Here is a 16,873-nt window from a genome sequence, read left to right on the forward strand (position 1 = left end):
CGCATCTTGTGCCGGCCTGACGTATGGCAGCTATATGGGTTTGATAAGCCCAGCACAAGCAATGCCGACCCAACTCCCTCAAACTGTCGTCATCTACTCAATAAAGGATTAAGAATGGCGGACCAGAGCATCCTCAGCGCGTTCATTCTTGGGGTGATCGAAGGGATCACCGAATTTTTGCCGATTTCCAGCACCGGCCACCTGATCATCGCCGAACAGTGGCTGGGCGCCCGCTCCGACACCTTCAACATCGTGATCCAGGCCGGGGCGATCATTGCCGTCACCATCATTTACTGGCGTCGTCTTCTCAACCTCGTGCTGGGCTGGCGTGAACCGGAAAACCGTGACTATGCCCTGAAGCTCATCGTCGCCTTCCTGATCACCGCCGTGCTCGGCCTGACCGTGAAGAAGCTGGGCTTCGAACTGCCGGAAGATGCAAGCCCGATCGCCTGGGCGCTCATCATCGGCGGTGTCTGGATGATCTTTGCCGAATGGGCGGCTGCCAAGCGCCCGCAAAGCACGACGATAACCTGGCCGGTCGCCATCCTCGTCGGGATTGCCCAGGTGGTGGCCGGTGTCTTCCCGGGAACCTCCCGTTCCGGGGCGACGATCTTTGTTGCCATGCTGGCCGGCACCGGCAACCGTGCCGCCGCCACCGAATTCGCCTTCCTGGTCGGCATTCCCACCATGTATGCCGCCAGCGCCTATCAGCTTCTGAAGACGCTGAAGGATCAGGGCGTGGCCGGCGAAGACTGGACCTCGCTCGGCGTTGCCTTCGTCACCTCGACGATCGTCGCCTTCATCGCGGTCAAGTGGCTGCTCTCCTACATCCAGACCAACCGCTTCACCGTGTTTGCGGTCTACCGCATCATTCTCGGTGCCATTCTGCTGGGCTTTGCCTCGTTCGGCATGATTCACTGATCGAGACGGACCAGTATGGGAGAAAAGGAAAAGCCGGGTCGCGACAGCACCCCGGCTTTTTCATGTCTCGTCTCGGCAGGAAGATGACCGACCGGCGCGGCGCCAGGCGCTGCCGGGTTCTTGCGGATCAGCGACGAATGGAGCTCGTGCTGCAGGGATCGACGCCATAGGCCGGGGCGCAGGCGCTCTTGTTGGCCGCAACAGTGCCGGGGGCCAGGAAGGAGCCGGCGAGGATGACGAGTGCCGCACACGCAAAAAACAGTGCGATGGACTTGCCCATGGAGGATTGCCTTTCGGAGGAGGAGATCGGTGTCACGGCCTTACGAGTCGTTTCTGCAAAGGGAGAGCGGGATTTACGAGGCGCAACCCCAGAATTCAATAGAACATCTTGATGAATTGGACGTTAACGTGAGCCCGTTTGCGCCTGCGGCTTTTGTGTCACTGCGACCAGACGAAAATAAGGCAGGCGTTGGGCGCCTGCCTTCAGATGTCGCGACATTCTCGTGGAAAGCGGCTCAGGCCGCCTTGCCGGCATTGGTGTACTGGCCGTGCACGCGGAAGCGCACCAGATAGCTCGGGAGGATGCTGGAGAGCAGCGTCGGCGCGATGCCGAGACCCTTCAGCGTGCGGCCTTCGCGTTCCGCGTCGGCGGAGACCACATTGTCCTTCTTGAGGAGCGTGACCTGATCGGCCGTCAGCGGCGGAGCGATCAGCGGCACGGCGGATGCGATGCTGCCCATCAGCGAGGCGATGCCGAAGGGAATGGACACGAAGCCGCGCTTGCGGAAGGTGACGCGCAGCACTTCCTCGAGACACTGCTTGAAGGTCAGCACCTCGGCGCCGCCGAGTTCATAGGTGGTGCCGGCCGCAAGCGTGCCATCCACCGAGCGGGCCACGACCTCTGCCACATCTTCCACGAAGACCGGCTGGAACTTGGTGTGGCCACCGCCGATCAGCGGCAGGAAGGGCAGGGTGCGCGCCATGTCGGCGAACTTGTTGAAGAAGTTGTCTTCCTGGCCGAACACGATGGAGGGGCGCAGGATGACGGCGCCCGGCAGCGTCTCACGGATCGCCTGTTCGGCGCGGCCCTTGGAACGCGCATAGGCGGAGGGCGACTGCGCATCGGCGCCGATCGCCGAGATATGGGTCAGCGTCGCGCCGGCGGCACGTGCGGCTTCCGCCACGGCCTTGGCGCCGAACTCCTGCACGGCGTCGAAATTGTTCTTGCCGCTCTCGAACAGGATGCCGACGCAGTTCACCACATGGGCGGAGCCGGCAACGGCCTGATCGACGGAGGCGCGGTAGCGCAGGTTGGCCTGCACCAGCTGGATCTGGCCGGCATAGCCGAGCGGGCGCAGGAAGCCGGCGAGATCGGGACGGCGCACGGCAACCCGAATCCGGTAGCCGCGCTTGGCAAGCGCGCGAACCACATGCCTGCCGACAAAGCCCGAGCCCCCGAAGACGGTGACGAGCGGCGGAAGATTGGACGTGGTCATGGGACTGCTCCGAAAGCCAAAGGGATCAATGGCTTTTCTCTAGCCCAAAGCGTGCACGAGGTGAAGTGTCAAGCTGCGCCTCACCCCCGCACTGCGGCAAAAAGGGTTTCGCCTTTGACACCATGCCGGAACGGCGGCGTCAGACGCCTTCCACCACCAGCATCTCCGCATCTGCAACTTCCTGGCGGATCTTGGCGGCGACCTGATATTCCGGCGAATTGTAGCAATCGACGGCGTGCTGCAGGGAAGGAAATTCGATCACCACATTGCGCGCCCGCGACACGCCTTCCAGCGTCGTCACGGCACCGCCGCGGGCAAGAAAATTTGCGCCATACTTTTCGAAGGCGGGCTTGGCGGCCGCGACATAATCCTTGTAGCGCTCGGCGTCGCGGACATCGACGCGGGCAATCCAGTATCCCTTCGGCATGTTTCTCTCCCTTTTCTGCTTGGGTCGTGTCGAGCGGCTCAGAGCGCCGACTGCATCTCCGCGAGAATCGCCTTCGCCGCGGCCAGCGGATCCTCTGCCTTCACGATGGGGCGGGCGACGACCAGATGGCTGGAGCCGGCCTTGATCGCATCGAAAGGGGTGACCACCCGCTTCTGGTCTCCGGCGTCGGCGCCCCTGGGGCGGATGCCCGGTGTGACGAGCGCCATGTCCGGCCCGATGATCTTGCGCACGGCCGCCGATTCCTCGGCCGAGCAGACGATGCCGCCCATGCCGGCGGCCCGCGCCTGTTCGGCGCGCGTCAGCACCAGCGTGTGCGGATCGTATTCGTAGCCGGCGTCGCGCAGGTCCTGGTCGTCCATCGAGGTCAGCACCGTCACGCCGAGCAGGCAGAGGCTGGAGCCCTTTGCGGCCTCGACGGCGGCGCGCATCGCCTTCGGATAGGCATGCAGAGTCAGCATGGTGACGCCCATCTTCACGATGTTCTCGACGCCGTTTGCCACCGTGTTGTCGATGTCGAGCAGCTTCATGTCGAGAAAGACCTGCTTGCCCTCGGCCACGAGATCGCGGGCAAATTCCAACCCGCCGGCAAAGGCCAGCTGGTAACCGATCTTGTAGAACGAAACCGTATCGCCGAGCCGCCCGACCAGCGTTTCCGCTTCGGCCACCGTGGGAAGGTCGAGCCCGACGATCAGACGGTCGCGTGCGGTCATGCCTGCGGTCATGCCATGTCTCCTTGCCAGAATTCCATCGGCGTCCAGTCGCATGCAAGCCGGCAATCGGCAAGAGTGGCACCCAGGCGGAAGGCGAAAAGATTGCCGCCACCACCCGGCTGGTCGCCGTCGCGGGCAATCGGGCGTCCCGCCAGATGGCATTTCAGCAGCGTGCCGACGCCGCCATGGCCGACAAAGGCAATCGGTCGGCTCGGATCGTGACCGTGGAGCGCGCCGGCAAGGGCGGCGACGATGCGCGCCTGCGCATCCACGGCGCGTTCCCAGCCCTTGTAGCTTTCGGTCGGATGGGCAAAGAACCAGTCGGCGGCCGCCTCGAAGGCCGGCGGCGGCAGGAAGCCGGTGGCGGAGCGGTCGTTCTCGTGCATGGCGGCATCGGCCTCCGGCGAAATGCCGGCGGCCTCGGCGAGGATCGCCGCCGTCTCCACCGCCTTGCGCTCCCGGCTGGAGACGATGCGCGACAGGCGCGTGACCCAGGGCAGGCTTGCCGCCTGCCGTGTGCGGGCAAGACCCGTCTCCGAAAGCCCCCAGTCCGGCACCGGCACCGCCGGATCGATCGTCACCTGCGGATGCGTGATGTAGAGGCCGAACATGGCCAGCTCCCTCTTGCAGAACCTGTCGTCAGGGACGGGTATAGAGCCAGAGCTGCGCCGGGGGAATGTTGCGCACGACAAAATCGAAGTGGCGGATCTGATAGCGCTCCGGCCGCGCGACGATCGGCGAGACGGCGCCATAGGTGATCTGGATCACCGGGCGGCCGCGCGGCATGCGGTCCAGCAGGTCTTCCAGCAGCGCGATGCGGCGCTCCATCGGGAAGCTCAGCATGGGGATGGCCGAGATGACGGCATCGAACATCTCGCCATTGCGTTCGCCGAGTGTGCGACCGAGATCGAAGGCGTCGCCGTTGATGAACTGCACGCCCGGAAAGGTGCGGATCAGGTGCTGGTAAAAGTCGGTGGAAAATTCGATGGAGACCAGCTTCTCCGGCGCGATGCCGCGTTCCAGGATGGCCTTGGTGATGATGCCGGTGCCGGGACCGAGTTCGAGCACCGGCAGGCCGGACTGCGGGTTGATGACGCTGGCCATGCGGCGGGCGGTGATGCCGGAGGTGGGCAGGATGGCGCCGACCCGCTTCGGTCCGTCCATCCATCCCTTGAAGAAGCGGATTTCCTCATCGAACTTGCGGCCCAGCCGCTGCTTCAAACGCAATTCCATCATGGTCTCCCGGTGCGCCCCTCTTTGGTTTTCAGGTGGCGCTTCATGGCGCAAAAACAAGAGAAAATGTCGCAATGAAAAATGCGGCAAAAAAAGGGACCGGCGAACCGATCCCTTTTGATTTTCAGACCCGCATCGGCATCAGCACGTAAAGTGCGTCATCGCCGGCCGTATCCTTCACCAGGGTGGGGGATCCGGCATCGGCCAGCAGGAAGATGGCATCCTCGCCCGAAAGCTGGGCGGTGATGTCGAGTAGATATTTGGCGTTGAAGCCGATCTCCATCGGGTCGCTCTCGTAGCCGACCGCTACTTCTTCCGTCGCGCTGCCCGAATCCGGGTTGTTGACGGTGAGCAGCAGCTGGCCGTCGCTGAGCGCCAGCTTCACGGCGCGGCCGCGCTCCGACGAAATGGTCGAGACGCGGTCGACGGCGCGGGTAAAGCTCTGGCAATCGACGCGCATTTCCTTGTCGTTGCCGGTCGGGATGACGCGCTGGTAATCCGGGAAGGTGCCGTCGATCAGCTTCGATGTGATGACGATGCCGCCGATCGTCAGGCGGATCTTGGCATCCGACACCTCGACGGTGACGAGGGCCTCCGGGTCGTCGACCAGCTTCTGCAGCTCGCCGACCGTCTTGCGCGGAATGATGATGCCCGGCATGCCTTCCGAGCCCGAGGGCGCGATGATGTCGGCGCGGGCGAGGCGATGGCCATCGGTGGCCACCGCGCGCAGCTTCAGTTCGCCGCCAGCCTCGATCGTGTGGAAGAAGATGCCGTTCAGGTAGTAGCGGGTCTCTTCCGTCGAGATGGCGAACTGGGTGCGGTCGATCAGCATCTTCAGATCGGTCGCCTTGATCTTGAAGGTGTGGCTGAAGGTGCCGGCGGTCAGATCCGGGAAATCGGATTCCGGCAGGCACTGCAACGAGAACTTCGAGCGGCCTGACTGCACGACCATGCTGCCGCCATCCGGATTGGTGGCAAGCCGCACTTCGGCGCCATCCGGCAGCTTGCGCACGATTTCATAGAGAAGGTGGGCAGGCACCGTGGTGGCGCCGGCCTGTTCCACCATGGCGGGCACTTCCTCGGTGATTTCCAGGTCGAGGTCCGTCGCCTTCAGCGCCAGATCATTGCCCGACGCGCGCAGCAGCACGTTCGACAGAATGGGGATCGTGTTGCGGCGCTCCACGACCCTGTGGACGTGGTTCAGCGATTTCAGGAGGTTGGACCGCTCAAGAGTAATACGCATGACGCTACCGCTTTCGACCGTACCGGTCCGCGAGGGGACCGAATGTTATGCCTGTCCGTCAGCTGGTCGGACGATGTGGACGCGCAAAATGGCAGAGTTTTTAACGAAAAGGCAAGGGGTGGTGCCCGGTCGCCGCAGGATTTCCGCAGTGCACCTGACACTTCGCACAGGTTTTCGCGGGCAAAGCGAGCAGGGGCAAAGCCGGAGGCGGCGCCGCAGGCCGGCGCATAACGGTTTCGTGCATCGGCTGGTGTTGTCAAGGCGACATCGAAAGGTGAGAGTTTGACGGAAATGCATGGCTTTCCATCCCCTGCCGGAGGTTCCCTTGGCCCGTTCGTCTCTCATTCCCCGCAAGCTTCTGTTCGGCAATCCGCATGCCTACGGCGCGGAGCTTTCGCCCGATGGGCAGTGGCTGACCTGGCTTGCGCCGGTCGATGGCGTGATCAATATCTGGATCGCCCCGACCGATGATCCGCGTGCCGCCGAGCCGCTGACGCGCACCACCGGCCGGCCCATCACCTGGCAGGACTGGACGAAGGACGGCCGCTTCGTGCTGTTCGTCAACGATGAAAACGGCGACGAGAACCATCACGTCTTTGCCGTCGATCCCCGGACCGGGTCAACCCGTGACCTGACGCCCATCAAGGGGATCAGTGCGCAGATCGAGATGCTGTCGAGGCAGGTTCCCGGCAAGATCGTCGTCGGTCTCAATGACCGCGATGCCCGCTGGCATGATCTCCACACCATCGATCTCGAAACGGGTGAGCGTGACCTGCTGTGGCAGAACACCCAGGCGTTCGCCTCGATCGGCCTCGACTGGCAGATGCGGCCGCGCCATGCGCGGTCCACGGCGGCGGATGGCGGGACACGGTTCTGGCGGATCGAGGGCCAGGAGGTTCATCACTGGATGGATGTCGACCATATCGACGGCTGGCTGACCTGGCCGCTTCTGTTTCATTCCGACAACAGGCGGCTGCTGATGAAAAGCTGTGTCGGCCGCAACACCGCAGCCTTCAGCTGGATCGACCTGGAAAGCGGTGCGGAAACCGTGGTAGCCGAGCATCCGCGTTTCGACATCCAGTCGGCGCTGGTGCATCCGATCTCGTTCGATGTGGAGGCTGTCAGCGTTGCCGGTCCGCGCATGGCGTGGAGCCATATCACGCCGCAGGTGGAGGCGGATTTTGCCCGGATCGAGCGGACCCTGCCGGGTTTCGAATTCGGGATCGCCAGCCGTTCGGACGATGACCGCCGCTGGATCATCACCGCCCACAAGGCGGAGCAGGCCGCCACCAGCTTCCTCTATGATCGCGACACAGGCACGATCACCGAACTGTTTCGCGCCCGCCCGGAGCTTGATGCCTACAGCCTGGCGCCGATGCAGGCGGTCGAGACCAAATCGCGGGATGGTCTTGATCTTCTTTCCTATCTGACGCTTCCGGCTTCCGTGGAGGGCGAGCGTCCGGAAAAACCGCTGCCGATGGTGCTCCTTGTACATGGCGGTCCCTGGGGGCGCGACGTCTACAGCTATCGCGGCGATCACCAGTGGCTGGCCGATCGCGGCTATGCGGTGCTGTCGGTGAATTACCGCGGTTCGACAGGCTTCGGCAAAGCCTTCGTGGCGGCGAGCGAAAAGCAGCACGCGGCCAAGATGCATGACGACCTGATCGACATGGTGCACTGGGCAATCCGTGAGGGCATTGCAGATCCCGCAAGGATCGCCATCCATGGCGGCTCCTATGGCGGCTATGCCTCCTTCGTCGGGGCAACGTTTACCCCGGATGTGTTCTGCTGCAGCGTGCCGGTGGTCGGCATCACCAACCTGCAGACCCTGCTCGAATCCATGCCGCCCTATTGGGCGGGCTTTGCCGAGTTCATGTATCGCAGCTATGGCGATCCGCGCACGGAAGAGGGGCGGGCCTTGCTCGCCGAACGCTCGCCGATCCACAAGGTGGACCGCATCACCAGGCCGATGCTGATCTTCCACGGCGCCAACGATGTGCGCTGCAAGGTGGCGGAAAGCGACACGATCGTCGCCGCCATGCAGGCCAAGGGCATTCCGGTGACCTATGTCGTCTATCCCGACGAGGGCCACGGTTTTCACAAGCCCGGCAACCGCATCGCCTATATTGCCATGGCGGAGGCCTTCTTCGCGCAGCATCTCGGCGGCGCCTTCGAGCCCTTCGGCGACGATCTGGAGGGCTCCAGCCACGAAATCCGGGCCGGCGCCGAGATTTTCGATCTTGCCGAGCAGCCTGTCTGAGGGATAGCTGCAGGTTGGGAGCCGCCCGGCGCCCGTTCGGGGCGAGGGCGGGCCCCTGATGGCGGCCAGCCGGCCGCAGGCAAGAGGCAAGGTTGAACGTGACGGAAGACGACAGGGGTGCGCAGCGCACCTACCGGGTGGGCAATGTGGCGATACCGGCGAGGCCGCTGGAGCCGGCGCTCTATCTGGTGGCAACCCCCATCGGCAATCTCGGCGACATCACGCTGCGCGCGCTGGAAACGCTGGCGGGCGCCGATGTGCTGGCCTGCGAGGATACCCGCGTCACCCGCGTGCTGCTGGATCGCTACGGCATTGCCGGCCGGCCGCTCGCCTATCACGAACACAATGCCGACGAGGCGGGCCCGCGGCTGATCGCGGCGCTCGACGGCGGACGTTCGGTGGCGCTGGTTTCCGATGCCGGCACGCCGCTCGTCTCCGATCCCGGCTACCGGCTTGGCCAGCTCGCGCTGGAGGCGGGGCACAAGGTGGTTCCGATCCCCGGTCCGTCCGCGCCGCTTGCGGCCCTTGTCGGCTCGGGCCTTCCCTCCGATGCCTTCCTGTTTGCCGGTTTCCTGCCGGTCAAGGAAAAGGGGCGGCGCGACCGGCTGGCGGAGCTTTCCAAGATCCCGGCGACGCTGATCTTCTTTGAATCGCCGCACCGCATTGCCGATACGCTGGTGATCGCCGCCGATGTGCTGGGAGCTACCCGGGCGGCCTGCGTGTGCCGCGAACTGACCAAGACCTTCGAGGAGTTTCGCCGCGGGCCGCTCGGCGAACTGGCCGCGCAGTATGTTGACCAGACGGTCAAGGGCGAGGTGGTTCTGGTGATCGGCCCGCCCGCCGATGACGACGTGCCGGCCGCCGTCGATGTGGATGTGATGCTGCGCGAACTGGCCTCCAGCATGCCGGCGACCAAGGCGGCGGCGGAAGCGGCCCGCCTCACCGGCCTGTCGCGCAAGGATCTCTACCAGCGGCTGATCGAACTGAAGGACGGCGATGGCGGCTGAGCGGGATCGCGGCAAGCGTCGGAAAGCGGAGCGCCGCGGGCGCTTCGCCGAACTGTTTGCCGCCCTTTTCCTCATCCTCAAGGGATACCGCATCCTGGCGCTGCGCCATCGCACGCCGCAGGGCGAAATCGACATCATTGCCCGCCGGAAAGACCTTGTCGTCTTTGTGGAGGTGAAGGCGCGCCGCAGGACGTCCGACGCTGTCGATGCCGTCGGCCTTGCCGCGCAACGGCGCATCCGCGCGGCCAGCGACCTGTGGCTGGCGCGCCGGCCGGACGCCCACCGGCTCTCGCAGCGATACGACATCATCGCAGTGCAAGGATTGCGTTTTCCGCTGCATCTTCCGGATGCATTCTGACAATATTGCAAAGCTGTGCAATTTAAGTCATTGCTGTAACAGTCCGGTCACAAAACCATTAATGAACTGTCATAAAAGGCAGCTAAGGCACCCGGACCCGACCAAACGGATATGAGGGAGCGAACATGTTCAAGAAGCTTACTTTGGCTGCTGCAGCGCTTGCGCTGTCGGCCACCACCTCGCTGGCTGCAACCGAAATCACCTGGTGGCACGCCATGGGTGGTGAGCTCGGCAAGAAGCTCGAGGAGATCGCCACGAAGTTCAACGAGAGCCAGAGCGAGTACAAGGTCGTACCCGTCTACAAGGGCTCCTATCCGGAAACGCTGACGGCCGCGATCGCCGCGTTCCGCGCCAACCAGCAGCCGGCCATCGTGCAGGTCTTCGAAGTCGGTACCGGCACCATGATGGCCGCCAAGGGCGCCGTCTATCCGGTCTACAAGCTGATGAAGGACGAGGGCGAAAGCTTCGATCCGAAGTCGTTCCTGGCGCCGGTCGTCGGTTACTATTCCGACACGCAGGGCAACATCCTGTCGCTTCCCTTCAACTCCTCCACGCCGATCCTCTATTACAACAAGGACGTGTTCAAGAAGGCCGGCCTCGACCCCGAAGTCGCGCCGAAGACCTGGAAGGACGTCGAGGACTATTCGAAGAAGATCGTCTCCTCCGGCGCTGCCAAGTGCGGCTTCACCTCGGCCTGGATCACCTGGGTCCAGACGGAAAACCTCTCGGCCCTGCACGACCAGCCTTTCGGCACGCTGGAGAACGGCTTTGGCGGCCTGAAGACCCAGTTCACCTTCAATGGTCCGGTTCAGGTCAAGCACTGGGCCAACCTGAAGAAGTGGCAGGATGAAGGCCTGTTCAAGTATGGCGGTCCGGTCGGCGGGGACAATGCCGCGACCATGTTCTACGCCCAGGAATGCGCGATGACGATGAACTCGTCGGCCGGTCGCGCCGGCGTCATCAACAACGCCAAGACCTTCACGCCGGGCTTCGCACCGCTGCCCTACTATGACGACGTCACCAAGGAGCCGAAGAACTCCATCATCGGTGGCGCGACGCTGTGGGTGCTGAACGGCAAGGACAAGGCCACCTACAAGGGTGTCGCCAAGTTCTTCACCTACCTCTCCAGGCCGGACGTGCAGGCCGACTGGCACCAGTACACGGGCTATCTGCCGATCACCAACGCCGCCTATGACCTCGGCAAGAGCCAGGGCTACTACGACAAGAACCCGGGTTCCGACGTCGGCATCAAGCAGATCATGCGCGGCACGCCGAGCCCGAACTCCAAGGGCGTTCGCTTCGGCAACTTCACGCAGGTCCGCACCATCGTGGACGAAGAGTTCCAGGCCCTGCTGGCCGGCAAGAAGGACGCCAAGCAGGCGCTCGACAGCGCCGTCGAGCGTGGCAACAAGCTGCTTCGCGAATTCGAAGCCGCCAACTGATTGCATCTGATCCCTGCGGGAGGGCCGGCTTTTGCCGGTCCTCCTTCCGTTTGTCCGCTCCGGGCCGGAGGCTTCCATGGACACCAAGAAAACAACTTTCGACAGCCGGCTGCTGCCCTATCTGCTGCTGGCACCCCAGCTCTTCATCACGCTGGTCTTCTTCATCTGGCCGGCCGCGCAGGCGGTAAAATCCTCTTTCGAGCGTGAGGACCCGTTCGGCCTGTCCACCACCTTTGTCGGGTTGCTGCATTACCAGCGGCTGTTCGAGGATCCCAACTACATCGATGCGCTCATCCGCACGGCGGTCTTTGCCGTTTCGGTCACGGCGCTGTCCATGGTGCTGGGGCTTGCCTTTGCCGCGGCCGTCGACCGGCTGACCCGCACCGGCCGCGTCTATACCACGCTGCTGGTCTGGCCCTATGCGGTGGCGCCCGTGGTGGCCGGCGTACTCTGGTGGTTCCTGTTCAACAGCACCACGGGTCTGATGCCTTTCCTCCTGCAGAAGGCCGGCATCCGCTGGGATCATGATCTCAACGGCACGCAGGCGATGATCCTGATCATCATTGCCGCCGCGTGGAAGCAGGTCTCCTACAATTTCCTGTTCTTCCTCGCCGGGCTGCAATCGGTGCCGCAGTCGCTGATGGAGGCGGCCGCCATCGATGGCTCCGGCCCGGTGAAGCGCTTTTTCACGATCTCGCTGCCGCTTCTGTCGCCCACCACCTTCTTCCTGTTCATCATCAACGTGAACTATACGATGTTCGACACCTTCCCGATCGTCGATGCAACGACGGTGGGCGGTCCGGCGCAGGCGACGACGACGCTCGTCTACAAGGTCTACCAGGACGGCTATCTGGGCCTGAACCTCGGCTCCTCCTCGGCACAGTCCGTGCTTCTGATGATGATCGTGATGGTGCTGACCTTCGTGCAGTTCCGCTATGTCGAACGCCGCGTGCAGTATTGAGGGTAAGACCATGGTTGAAAACCGTCCCTTCCTGACCTTCCTCACCCACGCCTTCCTGATCCTCGGCTTTGCCGTCGTGGCACTGCCGGTCTATGTGGCGATCATCGCCTCCACGCACGATATCGCAACGCTGATGAGCGGGCCGGTGCCCTTGTGGCCGGGCTCGCACCTCATCGAAAACTACAGCATGATCCTCACCAGCGCCTCGGCCGCCAACGGCCTGCCGAACTATTCGCACATGGCGTTGAATTCGCTGATCATGGCGGTGGTGATCACCATCGGAAAGATCTCGATCTCCATCCTCTCGGCCTTTGCGATCGTCTATTTCCGCTTTCCCTTCCGCCAGCTTGCCTTCTGGATCATCTTCGTGACGCTGATGCTGCCGGTGGAAGTGCGCATCATGCCGACCTACAAGATCGTTGCCGATCTCGGCATGCTGAATTCCTGGGCGGGGCTTACCATTCCGCTGATCGCCTCGGCGACGGCAACCTTCCTGTTCCGCCAGTTCTTCATGACGATCCCGGACGAGATGCTGGAAGCTGCGCGCGTGGATGGCGCCGGCCCGATGAAGTTCTTCCGCGATATCCTGCTGCCATTGTCGCGCACCAATATCGGCGCGCTCTGCGTCATCCTCTTCATCTATGGCTGGGTGCAGTATCTGTGGCCGCTGCTGGTGACCACCGATCCCGGCTACTACACGCTGATGATGGGCATGAAGCGCATGGTTACCGTGCAGGACGGCGTCATCCAGTGGCAGCTGGTGATGGCGGGCTCGGTGCTGGCCATGCTGCCCCCCATCCTGATCGTCATTTTCATGCAACGGCTGTTCATCCGCGGCCTGACAGAAACGGAGAAGTAAGATGGCTGGCATCAAGATAGCCGGTGTGTCGAAGGTCTATGCCGGCGGCGTGAAGGCCGTCAATTCCGTCTCGATCGACATCGCGGATGGCGAATTCATCGTACTGGTCGGACCGTCCGGCTGCGGCAAATCCACACTGCTGCGCATGGTGGCCGGCCTGGAGGCGATTTCCGACGGCGAGGTGTCGATCGGCGGGCGCGTGGTCAACCGCATGGAGCCGGCCGAGCGCGACATTGCCATGGTGTTCCAGAACTATGCGCTTTATCCGCACATGACGGTCTACCAGAACCTCGCCTATGGCCTGAAGAACCGCGGCACGCCGAAGGCGGAGATCGATGCGCGCGTGGCGGAAGCCGCCCGCATGCTGGAGATCACCCAGTATCTGGAGCGCAAGCCGCGCGCGCTGTCCGGCGGCCAGCGCCAGCGCGTCGCCATGGGCCGCGCCATCGTGCGCAAGCCGGCGGCTTTCCTGTTCGACGAGCCGCTGTCGAACCTCGACGCCAAGCTGCGCGTCTCCATGCGCGGCGAGATCAAGCGCCTGCAACGGCGTCTCGGCACCACCTCGATCTACGTCACCCACGACCAGCTGGAGGCGATGACGCTCGCTGACCGGCTGGTGGTGCTGAACGGCGGCCGCATCGAGCAGATCGGCTCGCCGCTCGAGGTCTATCACGCGCCCGCCTCCACCTTCGTTGCCAGTTTCATCGGCTCGCCGGCGATGAACCTCGTCTCCGGCGAACTGCACGGCAACCGTCTGGCGATCGGCCCGGCGGTGATCGAACTGGGTGCCGAGGCGCCCGCTTCCGGCCCGGTGACAGTCGGCATCCGCGCCGAGGACCTGCATCCGGCACGCGAGGGCGAAGCCGTTCTGCCGTTTGCGGTGGATTATGTCGAGGAACTGGGCGCCCAGCGCCTCGTGCATGGCCAGGTGGGCGACCAGATGCTGACGGTGGCGCTGTCGCCGGAGATCGCCATCGGCGAACAGCTGTCACTGGCCATCGATCCGGCCCGGCTGCACTTCTTCGCCGTCGATGGCGGCAAGCGCATCGGCAAGGGCTCGGTTCCGGCCGGTGTCGCAGCACCGGTCGTTCAACCCGTCTGAGAGGGGGCTGCCGGGCGGCAGGGATGACGCCCGGCACGGAGCCACCAAGGCTTTTCCGGCCGTTGCCATTGCCCGCCCGGCGTCCTACATCTGGCGGGCAATTCAAGAGGGACAGGGTATGGCCAAGATCCGCAAAGTCGCGTTCCAGATGGACCATGTGTCCGGCATCAACATCGCAGGCGATTCCACGTTCGCCATGGCGCTGGAGGCGCAGGCGCGAGGCTACGAACTATTTCACTACACGCCGGACCGGCTGACCATGCGTGACGGCCGCATCTTCGCGGCCGTCGAGCCGCTGGCGGTGCGCGACGAGAAGGGCAGTCACTTCACGCTCGGCGAACGCGAGCGGGTCGACCTCTCGACCATGGACGTGGTGATGCTGCGCCAGGACCCGCCCTTCGACATGGCCTACATCACATCCACCCATCTGCTGGAGCGCCTGCATCCGAAGACGCTGGTGGTCAACGACCCGGCCTGGGTGCGCAACTCGCCGGAAAAGATTTTCGTCACCGAATTTGCCGATCTGATGCCGCCGACGCTGATCACCCGCGACCTCGGCGAAATTGCGCGGTTCCGCGAGGAACTGGGCGACATCATCCTGAAGCCGCTCTACGGCAATGGCGGTGCCGGCGTGTTCCACTCCGCGCGTGACGATCGCAACTTCTCCTCGCTGCTCGAAATGTTTGGCCAGATGTATCGCGAGCCCTTCATCGCGCAAGGATACCTGCCGGCAGTGCGCAAGGGCGACAAGCGCATCCTGCTCGTCAACGGCGAGGCGGTGGGGGCGATCAACCGCGTGCCGGCCGAGCATGACGCCCGCTCCAACATGCATGTGGGCGGCCGTGCGGAAGCGACCGAACTGACGGCGCGCGAGAAGGAGATCTGCGAACGCATCGGCCCGGCGCTGCGGGCCCGCGGCTTCCTCTTCGTCGGCATCGACGTGATCGGCGACTTCATGACCGAGATCAACGTGACCTCGCCGACCGGCATCCGGGAAGTGAAGAAATTCGGCGGCGCCGATGTCGCGGCGCTCCTGTGGGATGCGATGGAAGTCAAGAGAAGCTGATTGAAATTCAAATTGTTAGCATGCACCAGAGCGTTTCTGTTCTGGTGCATGTTTGTTCCTTTTAGGCGAATACAGAAAACGCTAATACATTCAATGCGCGAAATTGTTCCGCGAATGTTCTTGTTTTAGACCTGCGCTTGTGCTTGATTGCAGAAAGGGCGTCCGGACAACCGAAATCTGCGGAACATCGACGCCCGCCAAGGGGCGAGGTGGGGCATGGTGGCGCGCGTCAGCACGGTGGCATTCCAGGGCATTGAAGGCGTGCCCGTCGACGTTCAGGTGATGGTGGGGCCGGGCAAGCTCGGCATTCAGATCGTCGGCCTGCCGGACAAGGCTGTGGCCGAAAGCCGCGAGCGGGTGCAGGCTGCGCTGCACGCCTCCGGTCTGGCGCTGCCACCGAAGAAGGTGACGGTCAATCTCGCGCCTGCCGATCTTCCGAAGGAGGGATCGCATTTCGATCTGCCGATTGCGCTTGGCCTGATGGCGGTGCTCGGCGCCATTCCGGCCGAGGCGCTGGCGAGCTATGTGGTGCTGGGCGAACTGAACCTCGACGGAACGCTGGCGGCTGTCGCGGGCGCGCTGCCGGCGGCGATCGGCGCCAATGCGCTCGGCAAGGGGCTGATCTGCCCGGCCGATAGCGGCGCCGAGGCAGCCTGGGCCGGTTCCGATATCGACATTCTCGCGCCGCGCAGTCTCATTGCGCTTGCCAACCATTTCCGTGGCACCCAGGTTCTCACGCGCCCGCAGCCTGCGATCCGCGCGCCCGCCGCCAACCTGCCGGACCTTGCCGACATCAAGGGGCAGGAAAGCGCCAAGCGGGCGCTGGAGGTGGCGGCCGCCGGCGGTCACAACCTCCTGATGGTCGGTCCGCCCGGATCGGGCAAGTCCATGCTTGCGGCGCGGTTGCCTTCCATCCTGCCCCCGCTCTCGGCCGCCGAACTCCTCGAGGTGTCGATGATCCATTCGATCGCCGGGCAGCTCTCTGGCGGCAAGCTGTCCGATCGCCGGCCGTTCCGCACGCCGCATCATTCGGCCACGATGGCGGCGCTGGTGGGCGGAGGATTGCGGGCAAAGCCGGGCGAGGCATCGCTGGCCCATCACGGCGTGCTGTTTCTCGACGAATTTCCCGAATTTTCACCGCAGGTGCTGGATGCACTGCGCCAGCCGCTGGAGACGGGCGAATGCGTGATCGCGCGCGCCAATCACCGGGTTTCCTATCCCGCCAGCATCCAGTTGGTGGCAGCGATGAACCCCTGCCGTTGCGGCATGGCGGGCGAACCGGGCCACAGCTGCGCGCGCGGCCCGCGCTGCGTCAGCGATTACCAGAGCCGCATTTCCGGGCCACTGATGGACCGGATCGATATCCGCATCGACGTTCCTGCCGTTTCCGCCGCCGATCTCATCCGTCCGAGACCGGCGGAAAGCAGCGCGACGGTCGCGGCACGGGTAGCGGATGCGCGCGAGCGGCAGCGTCGCCGCTTTGCGGACGCCGGCCTGCCGGAGATTTCCACCAATGCCCGCTGCTCAACCGCCCTCATCGAGGATTTCGCTGCGCCGGATGCGGCAGGAGCGCAGCTTTTGCGGGACGCTGCCGAGAAGCTCAAGTTTTCTGCCCGCGGCTATCACCGCATCCTGAAGGTTGCCCGTACGCTGGCCGATCTTGACGGGGAGGAGAGGGTTGGCCGCATCCACCTCGCCGAGGCGATTTCCTACCGGATTGCCGGCGAACGCTTGACGGCGGCGGCATGAGGCGCCAGCACCGTCTTC

17 protein-coding genes are annotated in these 16,873 nt (G+C 63.9%); 10 read left to right on the top strand and 7 right to left on the bottom strand.

The genetic code is table 11. From position 1 onward, the window contains the following. Window positions 1-114 precede the first annotated feature (114 nt). Window positions 115-921 (top strand): undecaprenyl-diphosphate phosphatase, encoded by an 807-nt coding sequence (locus tag F3H95_RS22050; protein ID WP_143125854.1) that lies wholly within the window; start codon window positions 115-117, stop codon window positions 919-921. A gap of 127 nt (window positions 922-1,048) precedes the next feature. Here F3H95_RS22050 and F3H95_RS22055 read toward each other — a convergent pair whose 3' ends face one another. The 7 genes from F3H95_RS22055 to dnaN all read right to left on the bottom strand — a co-directional run bounded on the left by F3H95_RS22055 (window position 1,049) and on the right by dnaN (window position 6,051). Beyond that, the gene (locus F3H95_RS22055) at window positions 1,049-1,201 is read right to left on the bottom strand and encodes a hypothetical protein (protein ID WP_143125853.1); all 153 of its coding nucleotides are present in this window, start codon (window positions 1,199-1,201) and stop codon (window positions 1,049-1,051) included. 235 nt (window positions 1,202-1,436) lie between these two features. Continuing rightward, window positions 1,437-2,417 (bottom strand): complex I NDUFA9 subunit family protein, encoded by a 981-nt coding sequence (locus F3H95_RS22060; protein ID WP_143125852.1) that lies wholly within the window; start codon window positions 2,415-2,417, stop codon window positions 1,437-1,439. Window positions 2,418-2,556: 139 nt separating this feature from the next. After that, window positions 2,557-2,844, bottom strand: coding sequence for a DUF1330 domain-containing protein (locus tag F3H95_RS22065; RefSeq protein ID WP_143125851.1), 288 nt, complete (start codon window positions 2,842-2,844; stop codon window positions 2,557-2,559). A 38-nt stretch (window positions 2,845-2,882) separates the two neighbouring features. Beyond that, window positions 2,883-3,575, bottom strand: a complete 693-nt coding sequence (gene pyrF, locus F3H95_RS22070; RefSeq protein ID WP_143125873.1) for an orotidine-5'-phosphate decarboxylase — start codon at window positions 3,573-3,575, stop codon at window positions 2,883-2,885. Window positions 3,576-3,583: 8 nt separating this feature from the next. Continuing rightward, window positions 3,584-4,186, bottom strand: a complete 603-nt coding sequence (locus tag F3H95_RS22075) for a histidine phosphatase family protein (protein ID WP_149747582.1) — start codon at window positions 4,184-4,186, stop codon at window positions 3,584-3,586. A 28-nt stretch (window positions 4,187-4,214) separates the two neighbouring features. Beyond that, a complete protein-coding gene (pmtA, locus tag F3H95_RS22080) occupies window positions 4,215-4,808 on the bottom strand; it encodes a phospholipid N-methyltransferase PmtA (protein ID WP_143125849.1) in 594 nt (197 codons plus the stop codon). A 124-nt stretch (window positions 4,809-4,932) separates the two neighbouring features. Continuing rightward, window positions 4,933-6,051 (bottom strand): DNA polymerase III subunit beta, encoded by a 1,119-nt coding sequence (gene dnaN, locus F3H95_RS22085; RefSeq protein WP_143125848.1) that lies wholly within the window; start codon window positions 6,049-6,051, stop codon window positions 4,933-4,935. A gap of 295 nt (window positions 6,052-6,346) precedes the next feature. Between dnaN and F3H95_RS22090 the strand changes: the two genes are divergently transcribed. The 9 genes from F3H95_RS22090 to F3H95_RS22130 all read left to right on the top strand — a co-directional run bounded on the left by F3H95_RS22090 (window position 6,347) and on the right by F3H95_RS22130 (window position 16,855). Continuing rightward, complete coding sequence (locus F3H95_RS22090; protein WP_149747583.1) at window positions 6,347-8,311, top strand: S9 family peptidase; 1,965 nt, start codon at window positions 6,347-6,349, stop codon at window positions 8,309-8,311. Between the two features lie 98 nt (window positions 8,312-8,409). After that, window positions 8,410-9,318: a 16S rRNA (cytidine(1402)-2'-O)-methyltransferase gene (gene rsmI, locus F3H95_RS22095; protein ID WP_149747669.1), complete on the top strand. Its 909-nt coding sequence runs from the start codon at window positions 8,410-8,412 to the stop codon at window positions 9,316-9,318. Next, the gene (locus F3H95_RS22100; RefSeq protein WP_149747584.1) at window positions 9,308-9,676 is read left to right on the top strand and encodes a YraN family protein; all 369 of its coding nucleotides are present in this window, start codon (window positions 9,308-9,310) and stop codon (window positions 9,674-9,676) included. Before rsmI ends, F3H95_RS22100 begins: the two co-directional genes overlap by 11 nt. 125 nt (window positions 9,677-9,801) lie before the next feature. After that, window positions 9,802-11,118: a sn-glycerol-3-phosphate ABC transporter substrate-binding protein UgpB gene (gene ugpB / locus F3H95_RS22105; protein WP_149747585.1), complete on the top strand. Its 1,317-nt coding sequence runs from the start codon at window positions 9,802-9,804 to the stop codon at window positions 11,116-11,118. Window positions 11,119-11,194: 76 nt separating this feature from the next. Then, complete coding sequence (gene ugpA, locus F3H95_RS22110) at window positions 11,195-12,079, top strand: sn-glycerol-3-phosphate ABC transporter permease UgpA (RefSeq protein WP_143125844.1); 885 nt, start codon at window positions 11,195-11,197, stop codon at window positions 12,077-12,079. 10 nt (window positions 12,080-12,089) lie between these two features. Continuing rightward, window positions 12,090-12,938, top strand: a complete 849-nt coding sequence (gene ugpE / locus F3H95_RS22115; protein ID WP_143125843.1) for a sn-glycerol-3-phosphate ABC transporter permease UgpE — start codon at window positions 12,090-12,092, stop codon at window positions 12,936-12,938. Window position 12,939: 1 nt separating this feature from the next. Further along, a complete protein-coding gene (locus tag F3H95_RS22120) occupies window positions 12,940-14,040 on the top strand; it encodes a sn-glycerol-3-phosphate import ATP-binding protein UgpC (protein ID WP_143125842.1) in 1,101 nt (366 codons plus the stop codon). Between the two features lie 118 nt (window positions 14,041-14,158). Then, the gene (gene gshB, locus F3H95_RS22125) at window positions 14,159-15,106 is read left to right on the top strand and encodes a glutathione synthase (RefSeq protein ID WP_149747586.1); all 948 of its coding nucleotides are present in this window, start codon (window positions 14,159-14,161) and stop codon (window positions 15,104-15,106) included. Window positions 15,107-15,322: 216 nt separating this feature from the next. Further along, complete coding sequence (locus F3H95_RS22130; RefSeq protein WP_149747587.1) at window positions 15,323-16,855, top strand: YifB family Mg chelatase-like AAA ATPase; 1,533 nt, start codon at window positions 15,323-15,325, stop codon at window positions 16,853-16,855. Window positions 16,856-16,873: the final 18 nt, after the last annotated feature.

It is taken from the genome of Rhizobium sp. RU35A, from assembly GCF_900156005.1.
GTDB lineage: Bacteria > Pseudomonadota > Alphaproteobacteria > Rhizobiales > Rhizobiaceae > Neorhizobium > Neorhizobium straminoryzae.

Excerpts from the sequence above, each read along its gene's own strand:
- F3H95_RS22050 (WP_143125854.1), top strand. The coding sequence starts at position 115 with ATGGCGGACCAGAGCATCCTCAGCGCGTTCATTCTTGGGGTGATCGAA.
- F3H95_RS22055 (WP_143125853.1), bottom strand. The coding sequence starts at position 1,201 with ATGGGCAAGTCCATCGCACTGTTTTTTGCGTGTGCGGCACTCGTCATC.
- F3H95_RS22060 (WP_143125852.1), bottom strand. The coding sequence starts at position 2,417 with ATGACCACGTCCAATCTTCCGCCGCTCGTCACCGTCTTCGGGGGCTCG.
- F3H95_RS22065 (WP_143125851.1), bottom strand. The coding sequence starts at position 2,844 with ATGCCGAAGGGATACTGGATTGCCCGCGTCGATGTCCGCGACGCCGAG.
- pyrF (WP_143125873.1), bottom strand. The coding sequence starts at position 3,575 with ATGACCGCACGCGACCGTCTGATCGTCGGGCTCGACCTTCCCACGGTG.
- F3H95_RS22075 (WP_149747582.1), bottom strand. The coding sequence starts at position 4,186 with ATGTTCGGCCTCTACATCACGCATCCGCAGGTGACGATCGATCCGGCG.
- pmtA (WP_143125849.1), bottom strand. The coding sequence starts at position 4,808 with ATGGAATTGCGTTTGAAGCAGCGGCTGGGCCGCAAGTTCGATGAGGAA.
- dnaN (WP_143125848.1), bottom strand. The coding sequence starts at position 6,051 with ATGCGTATTACTCTTGAGCGGTCCAACCTCCTGAAATCGCTGAACCAC.
- F3H95_RS22090 (WP_149747583.1), top strand. The coding sequence starts at position 6,347 with ATGGCTTTCCATCCCCTGCCGGAGGTTCCCTTGGCCCGTTCGTCTCTC.
- F3H95_RS22100 (WP_149747584.1), top strand. The coding sequence starts at position 9,308 with ATGGCGGCTGAGCGGGATCGCGGCAAGCGTCGGAAAGCGGAGCGCCGC.
- ugpB (WP_149747585.1), top strand. The coding sequence starts at position 9,802 with ATGTTCAAGAAGCTTACTTTGGCTGCTGCAGCGCTTGCGCTGTCGGCC.
- ugpA (WP_143125844.1), top strand. The coding sequence starts at position 11,195 with ATGGACACCAAGAAAACAACTTTCGACAGCCGGCTGCTGCCCTATCTG.
- ugpE (WP_143125843.1), top strand. The coding sequence starts at position 12,090 with ATGGTTGAAAACCGTCCCTTCCTGACCTTCCTCACCCACGCCTTCCTG.
- F3H95_RS22120 (WP_143125842.1), top strand. The coding sequence starts at position 12,940 with ATGGCTGGCATCAAGATAGCCGGTGTGTCGAAGGTCTATGCCGGCGGC.
- gshB (WP_149747586.1), top strand. The coding sequence starts at position 14,159 with ATGGCCAAGATCCGCAAAGTCGCGTTCCAGATGGACCATGTGTCCGGC.
- F3H95_RS22130 (WP_149747587.1), top strand. The coding sequence starts at position 15,323 with ATGGTGGCGCGCGTCAGCACGGTGGCATTCCAGGGCATTGAAGGCGTG.